At 57.6% G+C, this 21,390-nt stretch carries 23 protein-coding genes; all 23 read left to right on the plus strand.

Features of this window, described 5'->3' with window-relative positions; translation table 11 throughout:
- Nucleotides 1-107: 107 nt before the first annotated feature.
- The 23 genes from ACSEXW_RS11160 (at nt 108) to rpoD (ending at nt 21,283) form a co-directional block, all read left to right on the plus strand.
- A complete protein-coding gene (locus ACSEXW_RS11160) occupies nt 108-437 on the plus strand; it encodes a hypothetical protein (RefSeq protein WP_438446223.1) in 330 nt (109 codons plus the stop codon).
- Between the two features lie 127 nt (nt 438-564).
- Complete coding sequence (locus tag ACSEXW_RS11165; RefSeq protein WP_438446224.1) at nt 565-912, plus strand: histidine triad nucleotide-binding protein; 348 nt, start codon at nt 565-567, stop codon at nt 910-912.
- A gap of 114 nt (nt 913-1,026) precedes the next feature.
- The gene (rpsU, locus tag ACSEXW_RS11170) at nt 1,027-1,200 is read left to right on the plus strand and encodes a 30S ribosomal protein S21 (RefSeq protein ID WP_113020895.1); all 174 of its coding nucleotides are present in this window, start codon (nt 1,027-1,029) and stop codon (nt 1,198-1,200) included.
- Nucleotides 1,201-1,215: 15 nt separating this feature from the next.
- The gene (locus tag ACSEXW_RS11175) at nt 1,216-1,659 is read left to right on the plus strand and encodes a GatB/YqeY domain-containing protein (protein ID WP_438446225.1); all 444 of its coding nucleotides are present in this window, start codon (nt 1,216-1,218) and stop codon (nt 1,657-1,659) included.
- Between the two features lie 139 nt (nt 1,660-1,798).
- A complete protein-coding gene (locus tag ACSEXW_RS11180) occupies nt 1,799-3,151 on the plus strand; it encodes an NfeD family protein (protein WP_438446226.1) in 1,353 nt (450 codons plus the stop codon).
- Nucleotides 3,152-3,191: 40 nt separating this feature from the next.
- Entirely contained in the window at nt 3,192-4,178 is a 987-nt protein-coding gene (gene floA / locus ACSEXW_RS11185; protein ID WP_438446227.1) for a flotillin-like protein FloA, read from the plus strand.
- 33 nt (nt 4,179-4,211) lie between these two features.
- Nucleotides 4,212-4,694, plus strand: a complete 483-nt coding sequence (locus ACSEXW_RS11190) for a hypothetical protein (protein ID WP_438446228.1) — start codon at nt 4,212-4,214, stop codon at nt 4,692-4,694.
- 210 nt (nt 4,695-4,904) lie between these two features.
- Complete coding sequence (yqfC, locus tag ACSEXW_RS11195) at nt 4,905-5,183, plus strand: sporulation protein YqfC (RefSeq protein ID WP_438446229.1); 279 nt, start codon at nt 4,905-4,907, stop codon at nt 5,181-5,183.
- A 13-nt stretch (nt 5,184-5,196) separates the two neighbouring features.
- Nucleotides 5,197-6,384 carry a sporulation protein YqfD gene (gene yqfD / locus ACSEXW_RS11200; protein WP_438446230.1) on the plus strand — a complete coding sequence of 396 codons (1,188 nt, stop codon included), beginning with the start codon at nt 5,197-5,199 and terminating at the stop codon, nt 6,382-6,384.
- A 226-nt stretch (nt 6,385-6,610) separates the two neighbouring features.
- Nucleotides 6,611-7,528 (plus strand): PhoH family protein, encoded by a 918-nt coding sequence (locus tag ACSEXW_RS11205; protein ID WP_438446386.1) that lies wholly within the window; start codon nt 6,611-6,613, stop codon nt 7,526-7,528.
- 159 nt (nt 7,529-7,687) lie between these two features.
- Entirely contained in the window at nt 7,688-9,850 is a 2,163-nt protein-coding gene (locus tag ACSEXW_RS11210; RefSeq protein ID WP_438446231.1) for an HD family phosphohydrolase, read from the plus strand.
- A gap of 5 nt (nt 9,851-9,855) precedes the next feature.
- The gene (ybeY, locus tag ACSEXW_RS11215; RefSeq protein WP_438446387.1) at nt 9,856-10,395 is read left to right on the plus strand and encodes an rRNA maturation RNase YbeY; all 540 of its coding nucleotides are present in this window, start codon (nt 9,856-9,858) and stop codon (nt 10,393-10,395) included.
- A complete protein-coding gene (locus ACSEXW_RS11220) occupies nt 10,392-11,084 on the plus strand; it encodes a diacylglycerol kinase family protein (RefSeq protein WP_438446232.1) in 693 nt (230 codons plus the stop codon). Before ybeY ends, ACSEXW_RS11220 begins: the two co-directional genes overlap by 4 nt.
- Before the next feature lie 13 nt (nt 11,085-11,097).
- Nucleotides 11,098-11,556, plus strand: a complete 459-nt coding sequence (cdd, locus tag ACSEXW_RS11225) for a cytidine deaminase (RefSeq protein ID WP_438446388.1) — start codon at nt 11,098-11,100, stop codon at nt 11,554-11,556.
- A 30-nt stretch (nt 11,557-11,586) separates the two neighbouring features.
- A complete protein-coding gene (era, locus tag ACSEXW_RS11230) occupies nt 11,587-12,483 on the plus strand; it encodes a GTPase Era (protein WP_438446233.1) in 897 nt (298 codons plus the stop codon).
- Between the two features lie 106 nt (nt 12,484-12,589).
- Nucleotides 12,590-12,733 carry a YqzL family protein gene (locus ACSEXW_RS11235; RefSeq protein ID WP_438446234.1) on the plus strand — a complete coding sequence of 48 codons (144 nt, stop codon included), beginning with the start codon at nt 12,590-12,592 and terminating at the stop codon, nt 12,731-12,733.
- 30 nt (nt 12,734-12,763) lie between these two features.
- Complete coding sequence (gene recO, locus ACSEXW_RS11240; protein WP_438446235.1) at nt 12,764-13,519, plus strand: DNA repair protein RecO; 756 nt, start codon at nt 12,764-12,766, stop codon at nt 13,517-13,519.
- Nucleotides 13,520-13,906: 387 nt separating this feature from the next.
- Entirely contained in the window at nt 13,907-14,794 is an 888-nt protein-coding gene (gene glyQ / locus ACSEXW_RS11245; RefSeq protein WP_438446236.1) for a glycine--tRNA ligase subunit alpha, read from the plus strand.
- Nucleotides 14,787-16,862 carry a glycine--tRNA ligase subunit beta gene (gene glyS, locus ACSEXW_RS11250; protein WP_438446237.1) on the plus strand — a complete coding sequence of 692 codons (2,076 nt, stop codon included), beginning with the start codon at nt 14,787-14,789 and terminating at the stop codon, nt 16,860-16,862. The genes glyQ and glyS overlap by 8 nt, the downstream gene beginning before the upstream one ends.
- Nucleotides 16,863-16,875: 13 nt before the next feature.
- The gene (locus ACSEXW_RS11255; protein WP_438446238.1) at nt 16,876-17,691 is read left to right on the plus strand and encodes a pyruvate, water dikinase regulatory protein; all 816 of its coding nucleotides are present in this window, start codon (nt 16,876-16,878) and stop codon (nt 17,689-17,691) included.
- A gap of 93 nt (nt 17,692-17,784) precedes the next feature.
- The gene (locus tag ACSEXW_RS11260) at nt 17,785-18,282 is read left to right on the plus strand and encodes a YaiI/YqxD family protein (protein WP_438446239.1); all 498 of its coding nucleotides are present in this window, start codon (nt 17,785-17,787) and stop codon (nt 18,280-18,282) included.
- Between the two features lie 13 nt (nt 18,283-18,295).
- Nucleotides 18,296-20,116 carry a DNA primase gene (dnaG, locus tag ACSEXW_RS11265; protein ID WP_438446240.1) on the plus strand — a complete coding sequence of 607 codons (1,821 nt, stop codon included), beginning with the start codon at nt 18,296-18,298 and terminating at the stop codon, nt 20,114-20,116.
- A gap of 42 nt (nt 20,117-20,158) precedes the next feature.
- Complete coding sequence (rpoD, locus tag ACSEXW_RS11270) at nt 20,159-21,283, plus strand: RNA polymerase sigma factor RpoD (protein ID WP_438446241.1); 1,125 nt, start codon at nt 20,159-20,161, stop codon at nt 21,281-21,283.
- Nucleotides 21,284-21,390 lie beyond the last annotated feature (107 nt).

The raw sequence follows: 21,390 nt of genomic DNA on the forward strand, positions 1-21,390 counted from the left end.
TGCAGCTGGGCGAGAGCCCTTTTTTTCCTAACCGCGTACTGTAAAAAAATGGCCGCATATCATGGTGGTAGATGGGCGGAAAGCCCGATTCGGGGAGGAATTCCAACATGATGGTACACGAGGCTCATGCCATGTGCATGGAGCATATGGGACGGTATGTGCGGATTCAGATGCATGACGGGATGGTATTCGACGGGGTCGTGGAAAAGGTGGACGAGGAGCATGTCTATATCGCATGTCCGGAGACGGAGGCCGGAGGAGAGGAGGAACGTTATCTGCCTTATCCCGGCTATGGTCCGGGTTTCGGGCCGTTCCTGCCGCCGTATCCCGGCTATGCGGGTTACCCGTATGGCTACTACCCCCGCTTCCGCCGCTATGCCCTTCCCTTGGCCGGGCTGCTGGCATTGTCCCTCCTGCCCTACGGCTACTATTACTGACCGGTGCCGAACCGGTCCGCACAAGCCCGGCGGCCGAACCGCCGGGCCGTTTTGGGGCCCGGGTTGGACGGGCCCGGCTTTTTTCGATATGATGGGGATATTCCAATCATACGGAGGTACCAGGACCATGGATTGCATATTCTGCAAGATCGTGGAGGGTGCGATTCCCTCGAAGAAAGTTTACGAGAACGAGCATGTGCTGGCGTTCCACGATATTCAGCCGGCTGCGGCGGTGCATGTCTTGATCATCCCCAAGAAGCATATCCCCACCATGAATGACGCGGCGGGAGAGGACTTTGCGCTGATCGGCGAGATCCACAAGGCGGCTCAGATTGTCGCCAAGGAGCTGGGAATCGCGGACAGCGGATACCGGCTTGTGAACAACTGCGGCAAGGACGGCGGTCAAGTGGTTTTCCATATCCATTACCACCTGCTGGGCGGCGAGAAGCTGTCAGCTTTGAACGTTCGAGACTAGGCAGTTCATGGTATTTCAGATGTTAGGTTGACACCCGGAATACCCTTCATCTATAATGTAGTTTGATAACCGTCTGCTTTTTGGACACGGTCTGTTCGGAGGGAGGGAAATCTGGTGTCAGAAACTCGAGTACGCAAGAATGAAACAATTGATGCAGCACTCCGTCGCTTTAAGAAATCCATCGCGAAGGACGGCGTGTTAGCAGAGGTGAAGAAGCGTAAGCACTATGAGAAGCCTAGCGTTAAGCGCAAGCTGAAGTCCGAGGCGGCTCGTAAGCGGAAGTTCTAGGAGGAGCCTTCTTTCATGAGCTTAAACGACCGATTGAACGAAGATATGAAGCAGGCGATGAGGAGCCAGGATAAGTTCAGGCTTTCCGTAATCCGAATGGTTCGTTCGTCGATTAAGAATATAGAAATCGATCAGCGAAAATCTTTGGATGACCAAGAAGTCCTTGACGTTCTGAATCGTGAGATCAAACAGCGCAGAGATTCCCTCCAGGAATTCGAGAAAGCAGGCCGGGACGACCTGGCTGACCAATTGAAGCAGGAACTCGCTATTCTTGCCGATTACATGCCGCAGCAACTGAGTGAAGATGAAGTCAAAGAGATTGTACAACAGACCATCCATGAAGTCGGTGCTTCCTCAAAAGCGGACATGGGCAAAGTAATGAGCGCGTTAATGCCTAAAGTGAAAGGGCGTGCCGATGGCAAGCTCGTCAACCAGATTGTGCAGCAATCCTTGGCTTAACTCCAATTTTCCAAACAACGAACGCTCCGGTATTATGCCGGGGCGTTTTTTGTTTTTGGGTCCTTCGGTGAAACGAAGCGGGTTATGCTACGTATGTAGAAGCATGAGTACCATCCCATTAGAGAAAGGGAGGATGCCGATGGGAATCGGACGCGGATTGATCCGCGGGGTGCTGCTCCTGTTCGCCGCGGCGGCGGGACTGCTGCCGGCGGCCCAAGCAGGCGCGGAATCCGGCAGCATGGCACAGCCGGTGTATGTCATTCCGGCGAAGCAGACCATCGAAAACGGACTTCAGCAATTTTTGGAACGGGCATACAAGGAAGCGGAGGAAGCCAAGGCCTCCTACGTGATCCTGGAGCTGGATACGCTCGGAGGACGTGTGGATTCGGCGCTGGGTATCGGTCAGCTGATCCGGAACAGTACGGTGCCAACGGCAGCCTACGTGCGGGGGAAGGCCATCTCCGCCGGCAGCTACATCGCGCTGAACGCCAACCGCATCTACATGGAGCAGGGCAGCTCCATTGGGGCGGCCGCCGTGGTGGATCCCTCCGGCAAAGAGGTGGACAGCGCCAAGGTCATCGCCTTCTGGTCCGCTGAGATGCGAAGCGCCGCCGAACTGCGCGGCCGGAATCCGGACATTGCGGTCGGCATGGTCGATAAGAGCCGTGAGGTCCAGGTGCCCCAGCTGGGCAAGACGTACGCGAAAGGCGAGATCATCTCCCTGACGGCGGAGGAAGCATTGAAGACCGGATATTCGGACGGTACCGCAGGCTCACGGGAGGAGATTCTGAAGCTGCTCAAGCTGGACGGAGCCCCGGTCGTAGAGATTCATCCGACCTTCGCGGAGAAGGCGGCCGGATTCTTGACCCAGCCAGCCGTCATGACGCTGCTCTTCATGTTGGGCCTGGCCGGCATCGCCATCGAATTGTTCGTCCCCGGCTTCGGCTTGCCGGGTATTATCGGGGTCGGCAGCTTCGTGTTGTACTTCTTCGGGCATTATGCCGCCGGCTTTGCGGGGGTGGAGGATGTGGCCTTGTTCGTCATCGGCCTGGTGCTGCTGGTGGTGGAGATCTTCGTGCCGGGCTTCGGGATATGGGCGATCGCAGGAATCATTGCCTTGATGACCGGAGTCCTGATGGCGGCGTACGATTCTTCAGAAGCGGCCAAATCGTTGGGCATCGGCTTCGTACTGGCTCTGGTGCTGGCCGGAATCGTCATCTACGCCTTCCGTAAGAGAGGAGTGTGGAACCGGTTCATCCTCCGGGAGGCGCTCACCTCGGATCAGGGCTTCGTATCCCAGCCCGTCAGAGAGGATCTGGTCGGAAGGACGGGACGCACCCTGACGCCCCTGCGTCCGGCCGGTACCGCCGCCATCGGGGGAGAACGGATCGACGTGGTGACCCTTGGCGGCTTTATTCCGCAAGGGGCTTCCATCCGAGTGGTCAAAGTAGAAGGCGGCCGGATCGTGGTCGGCGAAGCGGAGAATTCCTAAACAACCGTTTTACAGATGAGAAGGAGGAGTTTGTCAGCTTATGGAACCTATGGTGATGTTCTTCGTTATCGCGGCACTTGCTCTTGTTGTGCTGTCCGTGTTTTTCAGCTTCTTCCCGGTGATGCTGTGGATATCCGCCCTGGCATCGGGTGTCCGGGTCGGTATTATCACGCTGGTGGCTATGCGGCTGCGCCGGGTTATCCCGAGCCGGATCGTCAATCCCCAGATCAAGGCGACCAAGGCAGGACTGGGGCTTAATATCAACCAGCTCGAAAGCCATTATCTGGCCGGCGGCAATGTGGACCGGGTCGTCAACGCTCTGATCGCGGCCCAGCGTGCCGATATCCCTCTGGGCTTCGAGCGGGCTGCTGCCATCGATCTGGCAGGCCGGGACGTTCTCTTGGCCGTTCAGATGAGCGTCAACCCGAGGGTTATCGAGACTCCCATCGTAGCGGCAGTTGCCAAGGACGGCATTGAGGTCAAAGTCAAGGCGCGGGTCACGGTACGCGCCAATATCGACCGACTGGTCGGCGGCGCCGGTGAAGAGACCATCATCGCGCGGGTTGGCGAGGGTATCGTCACAACCGTAGGCTCCAGCAGCTCCCATAAGGATGTGCTGGAGAATCCGGACTCCATCTCCCGCACGGTACTGGGCAAAGGACTTGATGCGGGCACGGCCTTCGAGATTCTCTCCATCGATATCGCGGACGTTGACGTGGGCAAGAACATCGGCGCCCATCTGCAGACGGAGCAGGCCGAGGCGGATAAGCGCATCGCCCAGGCGAAGGCGGAGGAGCGCCGCGCGATGGCGGTCGCCCATGAGCAGGAGATGAAGGCCAAGGTCGTGGAGATGAGGGCCCGGGTGGTGGAATCCGAATCCCAGGTGCCGCTGGCTATGGCGGAAGCCCTTCGCCAGGGCAAGATCGGGGTCATGGACTACATGAACCTGAAGAACATCGATGCCGACACTCAGATGCGGAGCTCCATCGGCAAGGTGAATGATCCTGCCAAGCCCGAGAAGGAATGAGCATGACGGCGAAGACGGGCAGGAGGTGACGGCATGGAGAGCTTGCTGCAGTGGATCGGCAAAAATCCGGGGGTCCTGGTGATCCTCTTCGCTTTGGCAGGACCCTTGTGGGGCTATATCCGCCAGTCGTCGCGGGGCGGAGCGGGCCGGGGGCCCGCTCCTATGCCCAGCTTCGGGGGAGGACCCGGCGAACGGAAGCCGCCGGAGGCCGCCCCTTCGATGGGAAGCGGGCAGCAGGAGCCGGAGGTGTGGGCTGAGAAGGCACTCCGCCGTTATCAAGAAACGGCGGGTGCCGGGGAAGGAATTACCATGGAGGGGGAGGAGAGTCCCTCTTCCCGAAGGGCACCGGTGACCAGCACCGCATCGACCCCTCCAAGGCCCGCAGGACCGGCACAGCCGACGCCGGCGGCTGCCGGAGGCGTTCCCGCGCCGGCAGGAGAGGAAATGGTCCGCGCCGTGGTCTGGGCGGAAATTCTGGGACCGCCAAGAGCGAAGAAGCCCTACGGGCGGCCATAAAACGATTTAAACACAACCATCGGTCAGCTTTCGAGCTGAGCCGGTGGTTTTTTGTTTTGGGGGACAACCATTTCCGTTCGGGGCCGGGACGCTCATATTTGGGCCTGCAGCCGCATAGTGTGTAAGGATACGAGGTCTCTCTTTGTGTTCCAACCAGGCGTCAGTCCGGGCAGGAACGGGTTAATCGAGCTTGGGAGGTAGAGCCGACGCATGCGCCGTTTCCGGAAAAAGATCAACCACTGGACCACCAAAATCTTGGACGTACCGCCTGATATCACCATGGACCTGCCCCGGCTGACCATGATCGGCAATATGAGGCTGTACATCGAGAATCATCGGGGTGTGCTGCATTTTTCTGACCAGCACTTGAAGCTGGCCTTATCGAAAGGATCCTTGGAGATCCGCGGAGCCAATCTGGTGATCCGGACGATCATGCCGGAAGAGGTGCTGGTGGAGGGCGCCATACTGGAGCTGAAATATATCCAATAGAAGGGTGATGAACATGCAGCCACATTTCGTCAGATCCATAAGGGGATATGTTACGGTCACGGTTCGGGGCAAGGAGCTGGAGAGCTTCTTGAACCGCGCCGTCACCCAGGGCTATACCCTGTGGGACATTCGTCGGACAGGCCTGAAGGAAGCCCGGACCAATATTCTGATCCGTGACTTTTTCCGGCTTCGCGCGCTCTTGAAGGAGACAGGCTGTCGGGTCCACGTGGAGAAGCGCCGGGGCTTCCCCTTTTTTCTCGGCAAGCTGGAGAAGCGGAAGTTTTTCGTGGCGGGACTGGTCGGCTTCTTCGCCGGCATCTATTTGCTCTCGTCGGTCATCTGGCAGGTCCGGGTGGAAGGCAATGAGACGATTGCGACGCATGAAATTCTGCAGGCGGCGGCGACGCAGGGGATCAAGCCGTATCAGTGGAAGTTCCGGCTGAAGCCGATGGAGGAGCTGGCCCGCGGGCTCCATGGACAGCTTCCCAGCGTCTCCTGGGTCGGCGTCGAGCGGCAGGGGACCCGGATTACCATCCGCATCGTGGAATCGGCCCGTCCCGAGCAGCGCGAGCTGTTGAATCCCCGCCATCTGGTGGCGTCCAAGAGCGCCGTGGTGACCCAGGTGACCTCTACCAAGGGCAAGCCGGTGGTGGAGCCGAACCGGTATGTCCGCAAAGGGGACGTGCTGATCTCCGGCATCATCGGCGATGAGACGAACAACCAGATCGTTCCGGCGGAAGGAAAGGTCAAGGGGATCGTCTGGTACGAATCGAAGCTGGAGATTCCGTTGACCCAGCAGTTCAAGACGTATACCGGGGAGAGCTACAGCAAGCAATATGTCGTGTTCGGAGGCCGCGCGCTGCAGCTCACGGGCTACGGCCAAGAGGGGTACGGCACCTCCGAATCCGAATCCGACCGCAAAACGCTGGGCTGGAGGCAGTATGTTCTGCCCGTAGGGTGGCTGAAGGAGACGATCCGGGAAACCAAGGAGGAGTCGGTTCCGCTGGACGAGTCCGCCGCCCGTTCCGCCGGCATCGAGAGAGCCAAGGCCGACATCCTGATGAAAGCCGGGCAGGAGGCCCGGTTCGTCTCGTACCACGTGCTGCAGGACAAGGTGGAGAACGGGAAGATCAGCATGCAGGTGCTCTTCCAGGTGGAGGAGAACATATCGGAGGAGCTGGCCATCGTGCCGGGGCAATAAAAAGCGAGAGACCCATGCCGGACAGGCATGGGTTCGTCCGTTGTCTCCAGCCCTTCAAATCCTACCAAAATTTGCGTACAAGCACACATATACGCTACAATTTAACGTATACTTAAAGGGAATCTTTCACCTGGAAGCAGGCGTACAACAAGGAGACTGAGGCCATTTGACTGACAACAAGCTGGAGCAAACGATCAAGATTCAAGTGAAGGACACGAAGGAAGCCATGGCCCTGTTCGGGCCTCAGGATAAATTCCTCCATATGATCGAAGAGGAATACACCTCGCGGATCTACTCCCGTGACGAGGAGATTGCGGTTCAGGGCCCTGCCAAGGAGACCGAGTCTCTGAAGCAGCTGTTCGAGGTGCTGCTGGCTCTCGTCCGCAACAACTATCCGTTGTCGGAGCGCGATGTGTCCTATGCCGTCGAGTTGGCCAAGCAGATGAAGGCGGATCAGCTTCTGGAGCTGTTCAAGGGCGAGATCGCCGTTACCCACCGGGGCAAGCCCATCCGCGTCAAGACCATCGGCCAGAAGCGGTACGTGAATCAGATCAAGAAGCAGGATATCGTGTTCGGCATCGGCCCGGCCGGTACGGGCAAGACGTATCTGGCCGTTGTTCTTGCTGTCGTGGCTCTGAAGGAAGGCTCGGTGAAGCGGATCGTGCTGACCCGGCCGGCTGTAGAGGCGGGAGAGAATCTGGGCTTCCTGCCAGGGGACCTGCAGGAGAAGGTTGACCCTTATCTAAGGCCATTGTATGATGCACTTAACGACGTGCTGGGCCCGGAGCAGGTGGCCAAGTCCTTGGAGCGCGGCCTTCTGGAGATCGCTCCGCTGGCCTATATGAGGGGCCGGACTCTGGACGATTCCTTCATCATCATGGACGAGGCTCAGAACTCGACTCCCGAGCAGATGAAGATGTTCCTGACCCGATTGGGCTTCGGCTCCAAGATGGTCATTACGGGAGATGTGACCCAGATCGACCTGCCCAAGGGCAAAAAATCAGGCTTGGTGGAAGCCAGCCGGATTCTGAAGAATGTGGAGGAAATCGGATTCGTTCATTTCGACGAGCAGGATGTGGTGCGCCACTCCCTCGTTCAGAAGATTATCGTCGCCTATACGGAAGACGCAGAGCGGAACGGATGAGCTGAGCCGGTCCTACCGGTCCGGAAGGCTGCAGCGTAGAGAGAAAGGCTGGGGGCAGTCGCAGGTATGGGAAGGGAATGACGTTCCATGGTCCGTAACGAAGTGTCGGTAAAGGGGAAACTCAGTTATTGGCAGGGGGGATGGAGGTACTCCGGCACCGTGCGGCTATTGCTGTTCGTGTTGCTTGGGGTGCTGTTTTACATTTCCCTCTCCGGCAAGCTGGTACCCGAGACGTATGATATTGAGCCGAATACGGTGGCCGAATCCACCATCCGGTCTCCGGTCCAGCTTCAGCTGGAGAAGGAGACACTGAAGGCGCGGGAGGATGCCGCCGCCAAGGTGCCGCCGGTCTATCAAGCGGTATCCTTGAAGAACGAGACCCTCATCGACAGCCTGTATGAGAAGCTGCTCCAGAACAACGCCGACACCAGTCTGGCTCTGGAGCTGAAGGTTAGTCTGTACAAGGACTTATTTCCTTCCTTATTGAAAGATTTCATCCGCCAGACCTCGACCGGACTGTCCCGCAACAGCTTGAATACCGGGAAGCTGGCCACGGAAGCCGAGGCGCGGATGACGGAGCAGATCTACAAGCTGCCGGAGGAGTCCTATTACAAGCTGCCGAGACTTACGAAGGAAGATCTGGCGGCCATGCAGCTGGTCACGGTGGAGATCGTCCAGAAGCTGACCACGGAGCAGATCCGGGACGCCGCCTCGGCTAGGACCAAGGTGACGGAGCTGGTGAATTCCTCCAATCTCACGAAGAATACCCAGCGGGAGCTGGTTCAGGAAATCGCCCGCTTCGCCATTATGCCGAATACGTTCTATAACGAGGCGGCCACCGAGGAAGCGAAGACCAAGGCCCGGGAAGACACTCCGCCGGTCTACATCAACAAGAACGACGTGGTGGTGGAGAAGGGCGCGCTGATAACCGAGGAGATCTATCAGCGGCTGGAGAAGCTCGATCTCTTGAAGGACAAGCGCAATTATTGGCCCCAATTAGGCTTGGTTCTGATGACGGCGCTGTTCGTGGTAGGCTTCCTGATCAATATCCGTCAGGGCAGTTCCCAGGTCAGCACCACCAACAATGCGCAGATGCTGCTTCTGCTGGTGGTGCTGGCGGCGCATCTGCTGGTGCTGAATCTGGTATCCATGGCGCAGTCGCTGGAGTATCCGTTCATCGGATATCTGGCCCCCGTATCGATGGGCACCATGATGATCGCGCTCCTGATGAACACCCGGCTGGCTTTCCTGACGGGGGTGCTGACGAGCGTCGTATCCAGCATCATCTTCAATAACCAGACGGATATGCTGTTCGATTTCCGGTACGGATTCGTGGCGATGGTGATGAACTTTACCGCGGTGCATTCGCTGCATCGTGCAAGCCAGCGTTCCTCGATTCTCCGGGCGGGGATCATGGTGTCCCTGTTCGGTCTCTTGTCCATGCTGGTTCTGTTCCTCCTGGATATTCACTACACCGTGAAGGACATCACGTTCGCCAGCTTCTTCATGTTGGGAGGCGGCCTGCTGACGGCGGTTCTGGTCATCGGGCTGATGCCGTTTTTCGAAACCGCATTCGGGATCCTGTCCCCGCTCAAGCTGGTGGAGCTGTCGAATCCGAACCATCCTCTGCTGCGCAAGCTGCTGACGGAGACGCCGGGGACGTACCATCACAGCGTCATGGTGGGCAACCTGTCCGAGGCGGCGGCGGAGGCGGTGGGGGCCGACGGCCTGCTCTGCCGGGTCGGGTCCTATTACCACGATATCGGCAAGACGAAGCGGCCCAGCTATTTTATCGAGAACCAGCAGAATATCGAGAATCCTCACGACAGCATCGACCCGTCGCTCAGCAAGTCCATCATTGTGGCTCACGCACGGGACGGGGTGGAGATGCTGAAGGAGTACAAGATTCCGAAGCAGATCCGGGATATTACAGAGCAGCATCACGGCACGACGCTCCTGAAGTATTTCTACATCAAGGCCGTACAGCAGCTGGGTGAGGATTCGGACAAAAAGGTGCCCGAGGAAGATTACCGTTACCCGGGGCCCAAAGCCCAGACCAAGGAAGCGGCTATCGTCGGCATCGCTGACAGCGTGGAGGCCGCCGTCCGCTCCCTCCGGAATCCGACCATTGAGCAGATCGACTCCATCGTCCAGAAGATCATCAAGAGCCGCCTGGATGACGGACAGTTCAACGAGTGCGACCTGACTCTGAAGGAGCTGGATACGGTTGCGAAGGCACTGAAGGAAACGCTGCTCGGCATCTTTCATTCCCGGATCGAATATCCCAGCGATTTGCCCAAAAACCATGAGAACAAAGGATGATCCCATTGAATCTGTATTTGGAATGCGTCAACGATCAGGAAGCCTACGAGATCGGCGAGGTGCTGCTCGGCAAGCTGAAGCAGCTTCTGGCTCTGGCCGGCGAGCAGGAGGGCGTGGATTCCGGTGAGTTGGCCTTGAGCTTCGTGGATGACGAGACCATCCACCAGCTGAATAAGGAGTACCGGGGCATGGATAAGCCCACGGACGTGCTCTCCTTCGCCATGACGGAGCGCGGCGACGACGAGCTGGAGATCCACTACGGCGACATGGAAGTGGAGACCGTGGAGCTGGAAGGGCTCGAAGGCGAGGAGCTGGACGAAGGCACTCCCGTGTTGGCCGAGCCCCTAGGGGACATCATCATCTCCGTGCCGCGGGCCATCGCCCAGGCCGAGGATTACGGGCATTCGGTGGAGCGGGAGATCGCCTTCCTGTTCGTTCACGGCTTCCTTCACCTGATCGGGTACGACCACGAGACCGAAGAGGACGAGAAGAACATGTTTGCGAAGCAGGAGCAGATCCTCTCGAAGGCGGGGATCACCCGTTGAATCCCTTGGTCCGCTGGTTAAAAAGCATGCGCTATGCCTACGAAGGACTCCAATACGCGCTGACGACGCAGCCGAACATGAAATTCCACTTCTTCGCGTCCTTCGCCGTGCTGGTATCCGCTCTGTTCTTTCGCTTGCCGCGGACCGACATTCTGCTCTTGCTCCTGGCGATCACCTTGGTCATCGTAACGGAATTGATTAACACCGGGATTGAGAAAACCGTCGATCTCGCCATGCCCGAACGGCACCCGCTCGCCAAGATCGCAAAGGACACGGCGGCTGCCGCGGTACTGGTGACGGCGGTTTTTGCGGTAGCGGTGGGCATCGCGGTCTTCTACGGTCCGGTGGAGCGATGGATCCGGCACCGGGAGCATCCCGAGGTTCCGCTGTCCATCGGGTCGGTCTGGCTCTATCTTACGCTCGTCGTACTGGCGGTGATCGTGGCGGAGACCCGGTTCCGGAACAGCGACCGGCTGCGGCCCAGCTTATGGATGGCCGTCTCCGTGTCCGTCAGTATGCTGATCACGCTCAAAAGCGGGGACACGTTGGTGGGGCTCTTAGCCTTCGGCATGTCGGGCATGTTCTTGGTCATGCTGTACGAGAAGCAAAGCCGGTCGCTGCCGGGCTTGGTCTTCGGCGGACTGATCGGCGCGGCGCTGACGGTGCTGTCGTATTATTTGGGCCGGTAGGTCCGGGAACGTCATAAGAAGCACGCCTGACAAGGTTACCTATTCGGAGGGGACGAACATGGTGAATCCGGAGCTCGTATCGGAGCTGCTGAAGCAAGCCAAGCTAGCAAGAGAGAAAGCATATGTGCCTTATTCGCGGTTTAAGGTGGGCTGCGCCCTGATGGATACGGAGGGACGGATCCATCACGGCTGCAATATCGAGAACGCCGCCTTCGGACCGACCAACTGTGCGGAGCGGACGGCTCTCTTCCGCGCCGTGGCGGACGGGCATACGCCCCGTTCGTTCTTGGCCTTGGCCGTAGTTGGGGATACCGACGGGCCCATCTCGCCCTGCGGCGTCTGCCGTCAGGTGATGAGCGAGCTGTGCGCTCCGGATATGCCCGTCTATCTGACGAATCTGAAGGGTGACGTGCAGGAGACCACCGTGTCGGCGCTGCTGCCGGGAGCCTTCAGCCCCAGTGATTTGACGTAATGAAATGCCCATACAGAAAGGAACGACACCATGTCCAAGAGCTTTAAATCCGGCTTCGTCTCCATCATCGGCCGCCCCAATGTGGGCAAATCCACTCTGCTGAACCAAGTGATCGGGCAGAAGGTTGCCATCATGTCAGACAAGCCCCAAACCACGCGCAACAAGATCCATGGCGTATACACGACGGAGCAGTCCCAGATCGTATTCCTGGATACGCCGGGTATCCATAAGCCGCAGTCCAAGCTGGGCAACTATATGATGCAGGTGGCGGAGGGCACGCTGAACGAGGTGGACGCCATCCTGTTTCTGGTGGACGTCAGCGAAGGCATCGGCGGCGGGGACCGGTTTATTATCGAGCGCCTGAAACCCGTCAAGACGCCCGTGATCCTGGTGCTGAACAAGATCGATACGATCCATCCCGAGAAGCTGCTTGAGATCATCGTGCAGTACAAGGACCTCTACAGCTTTGCGGAGATTATCCCGATCTCGGCCAAGACGGGAAGCAACGTAAACACGCTCCTGGAGCAGACGGTGAAATATTTGGATGAAGGCCCTATGTATTACCCGGCCGACCAGGTGACGGATCATCCGGAGCAATTCGTATGCGCCGAGCTAATCCGGGAGAAGATTCTGCACCTGACCCGGGAGGAGATCCCGCACTCCATCGCGGTGCAGATCGAGGATATGAAGGTGCAGGAGAACGGATTGGTGCACATCATGGCCGTCATCTTCGTCGAGCGGGATTCGCAGAAGGGCATCGTCATCGGCAAGCAGGGCGCTCTTCTGAAGGAGATCGGCAAGCTGGCCCGCAAGGACATCGAGACCCTGCTGGGCTCCAAGTGCTTCCTGGAGCTGTGGGTCAAGGTCAAGAGGGACTGGCGGAACCAGGAGCGGGTCCTGAAGGATCTGGGCTTCCGGCACGATTAACCAAAAACAAAATATGCCAGAACTTGCTTCGGATACGCCGAAGGGATTCCTCCCATCCTATTCTCGAGGGTAACACTTCACCGACCGCGAAGAGAGGATGGTACAAATGAGAGACTTCACTTGGAACTATTTTTCGATGACGGGAGATGTGAATGCTTACCTGCTCTACAAAGAAATGTCCCCCACCATGGTTCAGGAAGATCTCACTGAAGAGGAACCCGAGCCCGAACAGGCGGAAAGCGCAGTATGAAGCGGGTCCTGCACACGGGAGCGGATCCGGATGCTGTACAAAGTGGAAGGTATCGTGATCCGGAGCATGGATTACGGAGAAGGGCATAAAATCATATCCGTTTATACCCGGGAAGCCGGAAAAATGAGCGTGATGGTCCGCGGAGCGAAAAAGCTGAACAGCCGCTTCGGAGCCATCACGCAGCTTTTTACATACGGACAATTCGTCTTCTATAAAGGGAACTCCGCCATGGGCAATCTGAATGCGGGGGAAATCATCGACTCCCATCAGAAGCTCCGGGAGGATCTGATGAAGGGTGCGTACGCCGCGTACATCGCCGAGATGGTGGAGAAGCTGACGGGGGAGAATGAGCCCAACGGCATGCTCTTCACCCAGTTGGAGGCCGCGTTCGGCGGAATCGGCGAAGGAAAGCCGCCGGCCTTCATCGCTCATGTGATGGAGATGAAGATGCTGGGGCTCTCGGGCTACCTGCCGGAGCTGGACCAATGCGTCTCCTGCGGACGGACTGAGGGGGACATGGCGCTGAGCTTCCAGGGCGGAGGCCTCCTGTGCCCCTCCTGCAGAGGCCGGGATCCTCAAGCTCTGCTGCCGGGACCGGGCACATTGAAGCTGCTGCGCCTGCTCCGCCATGTGGATCTCCGGCGCCTAGGCCAGGTGGAAATGAAGCCGGCCACCGAACGGCAATTGAAGCAATGCATGCGGGGATTGACTGATATGTACCTGGATTCTCGATGGAAGTCCCGTTCCTTCTTGGATCAGATGGAGAAATACGGAATGGGCGATTAGCCTTGGGCTTGTTGAAGACCTGCCGGAAGCGAACCGGGATTTGACATCGGGATAGGAATTTGTTACTATCTGGGGGAATGAATCGAACTTTATGCGTTGATGGAATCAGTAGCCGACCAAGGTTGGATCTCAGCGAACCGGGAACAGTGGAAGCCCGGCATCCGGCAGGACGGCGAACGGCACTCCGGAGCATATTTTCCCCAAAAGCGGGCCGGCAAGCAGCCGGTCAAGTAGGGTGGAACCGCGGGAACTGTCCAACCAGCTCTCGTCCCTACGTCCAGCCGATCGGCGGGCGTAGAGGCGGGAGCTTTTTTGCGTTCATCCGGAGATCATCCCCTATCCGGCCGAACCTCTAAGCAGGGGAGAATCCAATCGGGAGGTAGAAGCATGAACTTTCAGAACATCATTCTGACCTTGCAGCAGTTCTGGTCGGAGCAAAACTGTATTCTCGTCAACCCGTACGACGTGGAGAAGGGGGCAGGAACCTTCAACCCCATGACCTTCCTGCGGGCCATCGGCCCAGAGCCGTGGAACGTGGCGTATGTCGAGCCTTCCCGCCGTCCGACGGACGGCCGTTACGGAGAGAACCCGAACCGCCTGTACCAGCATCATCAATTCCAAGTAATCATGAAGCCCTCTCCGGATAATATCCAGGAGCTCTACCTGGAGAGCTTGAAGCGTCTGGGCGTCGATCCGCTGGAGCACGATATCCGCTTCGTTGAGGACAACTGGGAAGGCCCGACACTCGGAGCCTGGGGACTGGGCTGGGAGGTATGGCTGAACGGCATGGAGGTCACCCAGTTTACCTACTTCCAGCAGGTGGGCGGCATCGATGCGAATCCGGTGGCCGTAGAGATCACTTATGGTCTGGAGCGTCTGGCGTCCTACATTCAGAACAAGGAAAACGTGTTCGACCTGGAGTGGGTGGACGGCGTGACCTACCGCGATGTGTTCCACCAGCAGGAATACGAGCATTCCAAATACACCTTCGAGGTGTCCGACACGAAGATGCTTTTCACCCTCTACAACATGTATGAGGAGGAGTCCAAGCGGGCGCTGGAGCAAAAGCTGGTGTACCCGGCCTATGATTACGTTCTGAAGTGCTCCCATACCTTCAATCTGCTGGATGCCCGCGGAGCAATCAGCGTGACGGAGCGGACCGGCTACATCATGCGCGTGCGGAATCTGGCGCGGCAATGCGCGCAGACTTATCTGGAGGAGAGGGAACGCCTCGGCTTCCCGATGCTGAAGAAAGGAGTGGTGAGCAATGGCTAAGGACTTGCTGCTAGAGATCGGGATGGAGGAGATTCCTTCCCGCTTTATCCGTGCCGCTGTGGAGCAGCTGGCCGACAAAACCTCCAAGTGGCTCTTGGAGTCCCGCATCGACTTCGGCGCCGTCCGTCTCTATGCCACTCCCCGCCGCATCACCGTATTGGTGGAAGAGGTGGCCGAGAAGCAGAAGGATGTCTCCGAAGAGGCCAAAGGGCCTTCCCGGAAGATCGCGCAGGACGAGAGCGGACAGTGGACCAAAGCGGCTTTGGGCTTCGCCAAGAGCCAAGGCGTCCTTCCGGAGCAGCTGTACTTCAAGGAGCTGGGCGGCGTCGAATACGTCCATGCGGTGAAGAGCAGCTTGGGTGTGGAAACCGCAGGCGTGCTGACCGAAGGGTTGACCACCATCATCCAGTCCTTGAATTTCCCCAAGAATATGCGCTGGGGCAGCTATGACATGCGCTTCGTCCGTCCGATCCGCTGGATGGTGGCGCTGTTCGGCCAAGACATCATCCCGATCACTCTGGCAGGCGTAACGGCCGGGCGCGTGACCAAGGGACACCGGTTCCTGGGCACGGATACGGAGATCGGAGCCCCTTCCGAATATGTGGCTAAGCTGAAGGAGCAATATGTGTTCGCGGACATCTTCGAGCGGGAGACCCTTATCCGCAACCAACTGGCTGCTCTTGCTGCCGATAAAGGCTGGACCATCCCGATCAAGGAGGACCTGCTGGAGGAGGTACTGTTCCTGGTGGAATTCCCCACCATCCTGTTCGGCACCTTCAACCCGGACTTCTTGAACATTCCGCAGGAGGTGCTCATCACCTCCATGCGTGAGCATCAGCGCTACTTCCCGGTGCTGAACGCCGAAGGAAAGCTGCAGCCGTTCTTCGTCACCTTCCGCAACGGCAACTCCAATGCCCTCGAGCAGATCGCCAAGGGCAACGAGAAGGTGCTCCGTGCCCGTCTGTCCGACGCCAAGTTCTTCTATGAGGAAGACCAGAAGCTGCCGATCGCCACCGCCCTCTCCAAGCTGGAGACCGTTGTCTTCCACGAAGAGCTGGGAACCGTGGGCGACAAGGTCCGCCGGATCGTCAAGGCAGCCGACGGCTTGGCCCGGCTGGCCGGAGCCGATCAAGGAACCGCTGCATCGACCCATCGGGCGGCCGAAATCTGCAAGTTCGACTTGGTCACCAACATGGTCTATGAATTCCCTGAGCTGCAGGGCTTGATGGGCGAAGATTACGCTCGGAAGGCCGGCGAGCAGGAAGCCGTGGCCAAAGCAGTGAACGAGCACTACCAGCCGCGCTTCTCCGGCGACGCTTCCCCCGCATCCTTGACGGGAGCACTCGTCAGCATCGCGGACAAGATCGACACCATCGCGGGCTGCTTCTCCATCGGCATCGTGCCGACCGGCTCCCAGGACCCATACGCGCTGCGCCGCCAAGCGGCCGGCATCATCCAGATCCTGCTGGACCACAAGCTGCCGGTTAAGCTGTCCCAGCTGTTCGAGCTGGCCATCGGCATCCATGAGGAGGCCCATCCGCTGAAGCGCTCCAAGGATGAGATCAAGAAGGATCTGGCGGACTTCTTCCTGCTCCGGATTAAGAACGTGCTGAACGAGAAGCAGGTCAGATACGACATTACCGACGCCGTAACCGCTGCCGGCATCGATGACGTGAACGGTCTGGTGCGCCGCGCCTCCGTCATCCGTGACGCCGTCACGCTTCCGGATTTCAAATCCGCCGTCGACGCCTTCAACCGGGTGTCCAACCTGGCCGCCAAGGCGGAATCGGATCAAGTCGATCCGTCCGTGTTCGCCGACCCGACGGAGAAGAGCCTTTACGCAGCATGGCAAAGCGCACACAGCGAATTCGTCAAGCAGCTGGACGCCGGGGACGAGCAGGAAGCGCTCCGCACGCTGGCGGGACTGAAGGAGCCGATCAACGCCTTTTTCGACGCCGTGATGGTCATGGCCGAGGATCTGAAGGTGCGCAGCAACCGGCTGGGACTCCTGTCTCTCCTGGCTTCAGACGTGAAGCGTCTGGCTGATTTCTCCAAGCTGGTATGGTAGGGGGCACCCGAAGTTGACGTCCATTCATAGGAACCAAACCGTGTATGTCGTCTCCGACTCCGCGGGTGAAACGGGCGAGGCCGTCGTGAAGGCGGCCATCGTCCAGTTTTTGCCGGCCACGGTGGACATCAGGAGATCTCCCTTCATTCATGACCGGGAAGGCATCGACCAAGTGGTGGAATCGGCCCTGGCGAGCGGAGGGGTTATCGTCTTCACCCTTGTCATTCCGGAGCTTCGCGATTACTTATTGGAAAAAGCGTTATCCTGCCAAGTCATCTGCATCGACCTCCTGGGTCCCATCATCTCCAGCCTGGAGAAGGCGCTGAATCAGCAAGCCAGGCACGAGCCCGGTATGATCCACAAGCTGGACGAGGGTTACTTCCGCAAGGTGGAAGCAGTTGAATTCGCCGTAAAATATGATGACGGCCGGGACCCGAACGGCGTCCTGAAGGCGGACATCATCCTGACCGGCGTATCCCGCACCTCGAAGACCCCTTTATCCATGTACTTGGCTCACAAAAGCTACAAGGTCGCTAACGTGCCCCTTGTTCCGGAGCTGGTGCCTCCGAAGGAGCTGTTCACGGTCAATAAGAGCAAGATAATCGGATTGACTATCAATCCAGACAAGCTGAATGAAATCCGGGTGGAACGCCTGAAGGCTCTGGGACTGGCCGAGAATGCCAACTACGCCAAGGTTCAGAGAATCCGGGAGGAGCTGGCCTATGCGGAGAGCGTCATGAAGAAGCTGGGCTGCGTCGTGATCGACGTATCCAGCAAGGCTGTGGAGGAAACCGCCAGCCTCATCATGGAACGAATCGGGCTCAAATAGTCAAGCTTTTTTTGGACAGGAGCAGGATTTTTTATTTCCCCATCGTATATAATATTACGGTAGTGCAAAAGAAGGAAAAACGGAGAGATTCCATTGGCCGAAACCCCAAGGATCATCGTGGACGCCGATGCATGTCCGGTGAAAACGGAAATTGTCGATGCCGCAAGGCGCTTCGGCGTGCAGGTGCTGATGGTGGCCTCCTTCGACCATCGCCTGCAGGAGCAGGACGGCGTTACGGTCGTGCAGGTGGACCGTTCCGATCAATCCGCCGATTTATACATCGCCAATCACATCGCCCGTCAGGATATCCTGGTTACCCAGGATTTTGGTCTTGCCACCATCGGCTTGGCCAAACGGGCGGTTGTTTTGTCCAACAGGGGGCAGGTGTATTCGGACCGTACCATCGGGTTTCTTCTGGAGACCCGGCACGAGCAGGCGAAGAGAAGGCGGAGCGGACATTACGGCAAAGGCCCCAAGCCCTTTACAGACGAAGACCGGCGGGCATTTCTACAAACTTTGACAAAAGTTTTATCCGCTTTGCAGGAGAATTCTCCGGAAGAGCGAATAAGTAATACTGGTCAAACGGATTGAAGGTGACAACGCTTTGAGCCGACGGATTCCGGATGCTGTCATTGAAGGCATACTGAAGCATTATGATATCGTGGACGTGGTGGGGCGATATGTGCACCTGTCCAAGCAGGGCCACTATATGAAGGGGCTGTGCCCTTTCCATTCGGAGAAATCCCCGTCCTTCACCGTAACGCCCGAGAAGCAGATTTACCATTGCTTCGGCTGCCATGCCGGAGGCAATGTCATTCATTTCATCATGGGAGTCGAGACGCTGTCCTTCACCGAGGCCGTGCGCCAGCTGGCGGAAGAGGCCTCCATCCCGGTGGACTGGGAGCCGGTGTCGGAGCAGCAGACCGAACAGCAGCGTGAAGCCAAGTCGCTGTATGAGGCGTACGAATTCAGCGCCAAGTTCTACAATTATATTCTTCTGAACACGGAACAGGGCAAGACGGCCCTCGACTATCTGCGAAGCCGGGGAATGAATGACCGCCTGATCGAAGCCTTCCAGCTGGGGTACTCCCCCAACATGCGCAACAAGCTTGCGGAGATTCTGGAGAAGCGCGGTTACGACCTAATCTTGATGGAGCGCGGAGGCCTTCTCTCCAGAAGGGATGACGGCTCCTATGCGGATAAGTTCCGGGACCGGGTCATGTTTCCCATCCATGATCAGAAGGGGAGGATCATCGCTTTCGGCGGAAGAGCCATGGGCGATATCCAGCCCAAGTATATGAACAGCCCCGAAACGATGCTCTTCAACAAGAGCCGCAACATGTACAACTTTCATCAAGCAAGGGCCGCCATCCGCAAGACCCGATCCGTAGTTCTGCTGGAAGGGTATGTGGACGTGATCAAGACCTGGGAAGCCGGAATCGTCAACGGCGTAGCCTCTATGGGCACAGCGCTGACGAGGGAACACGCTTCTTTGCTCCGCCGCAATGCAGAGCAGGCCATCATTTGTTACGACGGCGACAATGCCGGACAGAGTGCCGCCTACAAGAGCATTGATCTGCTTGAGAAGGAAGGCATGCACGTGAAAGTGGCCTATATTCCGGGCGGTCAGGATCCTGATGAGTATATCAGCCAGTACGGCGGAGAGCGATTCAGGAGAGAGATCATTGAAGGGGCATATACATCATTGAAGTTCAAGCTCCTGTACATTCGGCGGCATTATAACCTGCAGGATGTGGACGGCAAGTTCCGGTATATCGAAGCGGCGCTCAAGCTGGTGGCCGAGCTGGAATCTCCGGTGGAACGCGAACATTATGTGAAGGAATTGGCCTCGGAATTCCCCTACGCATCGGATAACTTCATGCAGCAGTTGAACGGATACCGCCAGGACCTGCTCAAAAAACGGCAGCCGGGGGATAATCCAGACATTTCGTGGAATAATGTTATAAATAATGGGAATCCCAAGGAAAAAATCAAAGCCGTTCCCGCTCACCTGAAGGCCGAAGCAGCCCTGATCGCGGCTATGCTGCATGATCGGGAGGCTGCCGAGCAGGTTCAGGATCAGTTGGGGGAGCAATTCTCATCCGAGCTTCACGCGGCGCTTGCCGCTTACTTATATGCTTATTACGCCCAAGGCTTCGACCCGGACGTAAGCCGGTTTGTCGCAACGCTTCAGGATGAACGGCTGGAGCAGGCCGCTACCTCCCTATCGATGGAGGATTATACGCCTGTCCTGAGTGCTCTGGAGCATTACATCCTAACCGTGAAGCTATATCCGCAGCTGAAGCAGTTGAAGCATCTGGAGGCGGAAGCCGGCCGTATCGCCGACCCTTTGGAGGCTGCGAGACGCATACAAGAAATCAGGAAAGAAATTCAGGCCCTAGAAAAGCAGTTGAAATCGTTGTAGGTTATCGAGACCAATGATTCTAGGGGGGAGGGAGTAGGAGAAATGGCGAACGATCAACACACGGAGCTAGAGACAGAACTCACATTGGACCAGGTGAAGGAACAACTGATTGAAATCGGCAAAAAACGCTCCTCGCTGACTTATAAGGACATCATGGAACGGCTTGCACCCTTCGATCAGGACCCGGAACAAATCGACGATTTCTTTGAGCAGCTTTCCGAGCTCGGCATAGAAGTAGGGAACGAATCCGAAGAGGATGACATGCCTTCCATGTCCGCGGATGATCAGGAGCACGACGAATTCAATTTCGACGATGACCTGTCCCTTCCCCCGGGCATCAAGATTAACGATCCCGTTCGGATGTATCTGAAGGAAATCGGTCGTGTTCCTCTGCTCTCGGCTGAGGATGAGGTGGGGTTGGCCAAGCGGATCGAGAACGGGGACGAGGAAGCGAAGCGCCGTTTGGCGGAAGCTAACCTGCGGCTCGTGGTCAGCATCGCCAAACGGTATGTGGGACGCGGCATGCTGTTCCTGGATCTGATTCAGGAAGGCAATATGGGCCTTATCAAGGCTGTCGAGAAATTCGACCATACCAAGGGCTACAAGTTCAGTACCTACGCCACTTGGTGGATCCGTCAGGCCATTACCCGTGCTATTGCGGACCAGGCCCGTACCATCCGGATCCCGGTGCATATGGTAGAGACGATCAACAAGCTGATCCGGGTTTCCCGCCAGCTGCTCCAAGAGCTGGGACGCGAACCCACGCCTGAGGAGATTGCCAAGGAGATGGATCTCAGCACCGATAAGGTGCGTGAGATTATGAAGATTGCTCAGGAGCCGGTCTCCCTCGAGACCCCGATCGGGGAAGAGGACGATTCGCACCTGGGAGATTTTATCGAGGATCAGGAAGCGCTGGCTCCTGCGGATGCTGCAGCCTACGAGCTTCTGAAGGAACAGCTGGAAGATGTGCTTGATACGCTTACCGAGAGGGAAGAGAACGTGCTTCGCCTGAGATTCGGACTGGATGATGGCAGAACGCGCACTCTGGAAGAGGTTGGCAAAGTGTTCGGGGTTACGCGGGAGCGGATCCGCCAGATCGAAGCCAAGGCTCTGCGTAAGCTTCGTCATCCTAGCCGGAGCAAGCGGCTCAAGGATTTCTTGGAATAAAACGGTGTTACATGGACAGCCTTGCCGAACCGGCGGGGCTTTCTTTTTTGTCCGGATCGTTAACAAATCCGCCATGATATTCCGATATAAGGTCTGAAGATGGTGAT

The organism is Oryzibacillus soli (assembly GCF_051594765.1).
Lineage (GTDB): Bacteria > Bacillota > Bacilli > Paenibacillales > NBRC-103111 > Paenibacillus_AR.

Bases quoted from the DNA above. Each gene is read 5' to 3' on its own strand.
- ACSEXW_RS11160 (WP_438446223.1), top strand. From the start codon at position 108: ATGATGGTACACGAGGCTCATGCCATGTGCATGGAGCATATGGGACGG.
- ACSEXW_RS11165 (WP_438446224.1), top strand. From the start codon at position 565: ATGGATTGCATATTCTGCAAGATCGTGGAGGGTGCGATTCCCTCGAAG.
- ACSEXW_RS11175 (WP_438446225.1), top strand. From the start codon at position 1,216: ATGAGCTTAAACGACCGATTGAACGAAGATATGAAGCAGGCGATGAGG.
- ACSEXW_RS11180 (WP_438446226.1), top strand. From the start codon at position 1,799: ATGGGAATCGGACGCGGATTGATCCGCGGGGTGCTGCTCCTGTTCGCC.
- floA (WP_438446227.1), top strand. From the start codon at position 3,192: ATGGAACCTATGGTGATGTTCTTCGTTATCGCGGCACTTGCTCTTGTT.
- ACSEXW_RS11190 (WP_438446228.1), top strand. From the start codon at position 4,212: ATGGAGAGCTTGCTGCAGTGGATCGGCAAAAATCCGGGGGTCCTGGTG.
- yqfC (WP_438446229.1), top strand. From the start codon at position 4,905: ATGCGCCGTTTCCGGAAAAAGATCAACCACTGGACCACCAAAATCTTG.
- yqfD (WP_438446230.1), top strand. From the start codon at position 5,197: ATGCAGCCACATTTCGTCAGATCCATAAGGGGATATGTTACGGTCACG.
- ACSEXW_RS11205 (WP_438446386.1), top strand. From the start codon at position 6,611: ATGGCCCTGTTCGGGCCTCAGGATAAATTCCTCCATATGATCGAAGAG.
- era (WP_438446233.1), top strand. From the start codon at position 11,587: ATGTCCAAGAGCTTTAAATCCGGCTTCGTCTCCATCATCGGCCGCCCC.
- ACSEXW_RS11235 (WP_438446234.1), top strand. From the start codon at position 12,590: ATGAGAGACTTCACTTGGAACTATTTTTCGATGACGGGAGATGTGAAT.
- recO (WP_438446235.1), top strand. From the start codon at position 12,764: ATGCTGTACAAAGTGGAAGGTATCGTGATCCGGAGCATGGATTACGGA.
- glyQ (WP_438446236.1), top strand. From the start codon at position 13,907: ATGAACTTTCAGAACATCATTCTGACCTTGCAGCAGTTCTGGTCGGAG.
- glyS (WP_438446237.1), top strand. From the start codon at position 14,787: ATGGCTAAGGACTTGCTGCTAGAGATCGGGATGGAGGAGATTCCTTCC.
- rpoD (WP_438446241.1), top strand. From the start codon at position 20,159: ATGGCGAACGATCAACACACGGAGCTAGAGACAGAACTCACATTGGAC.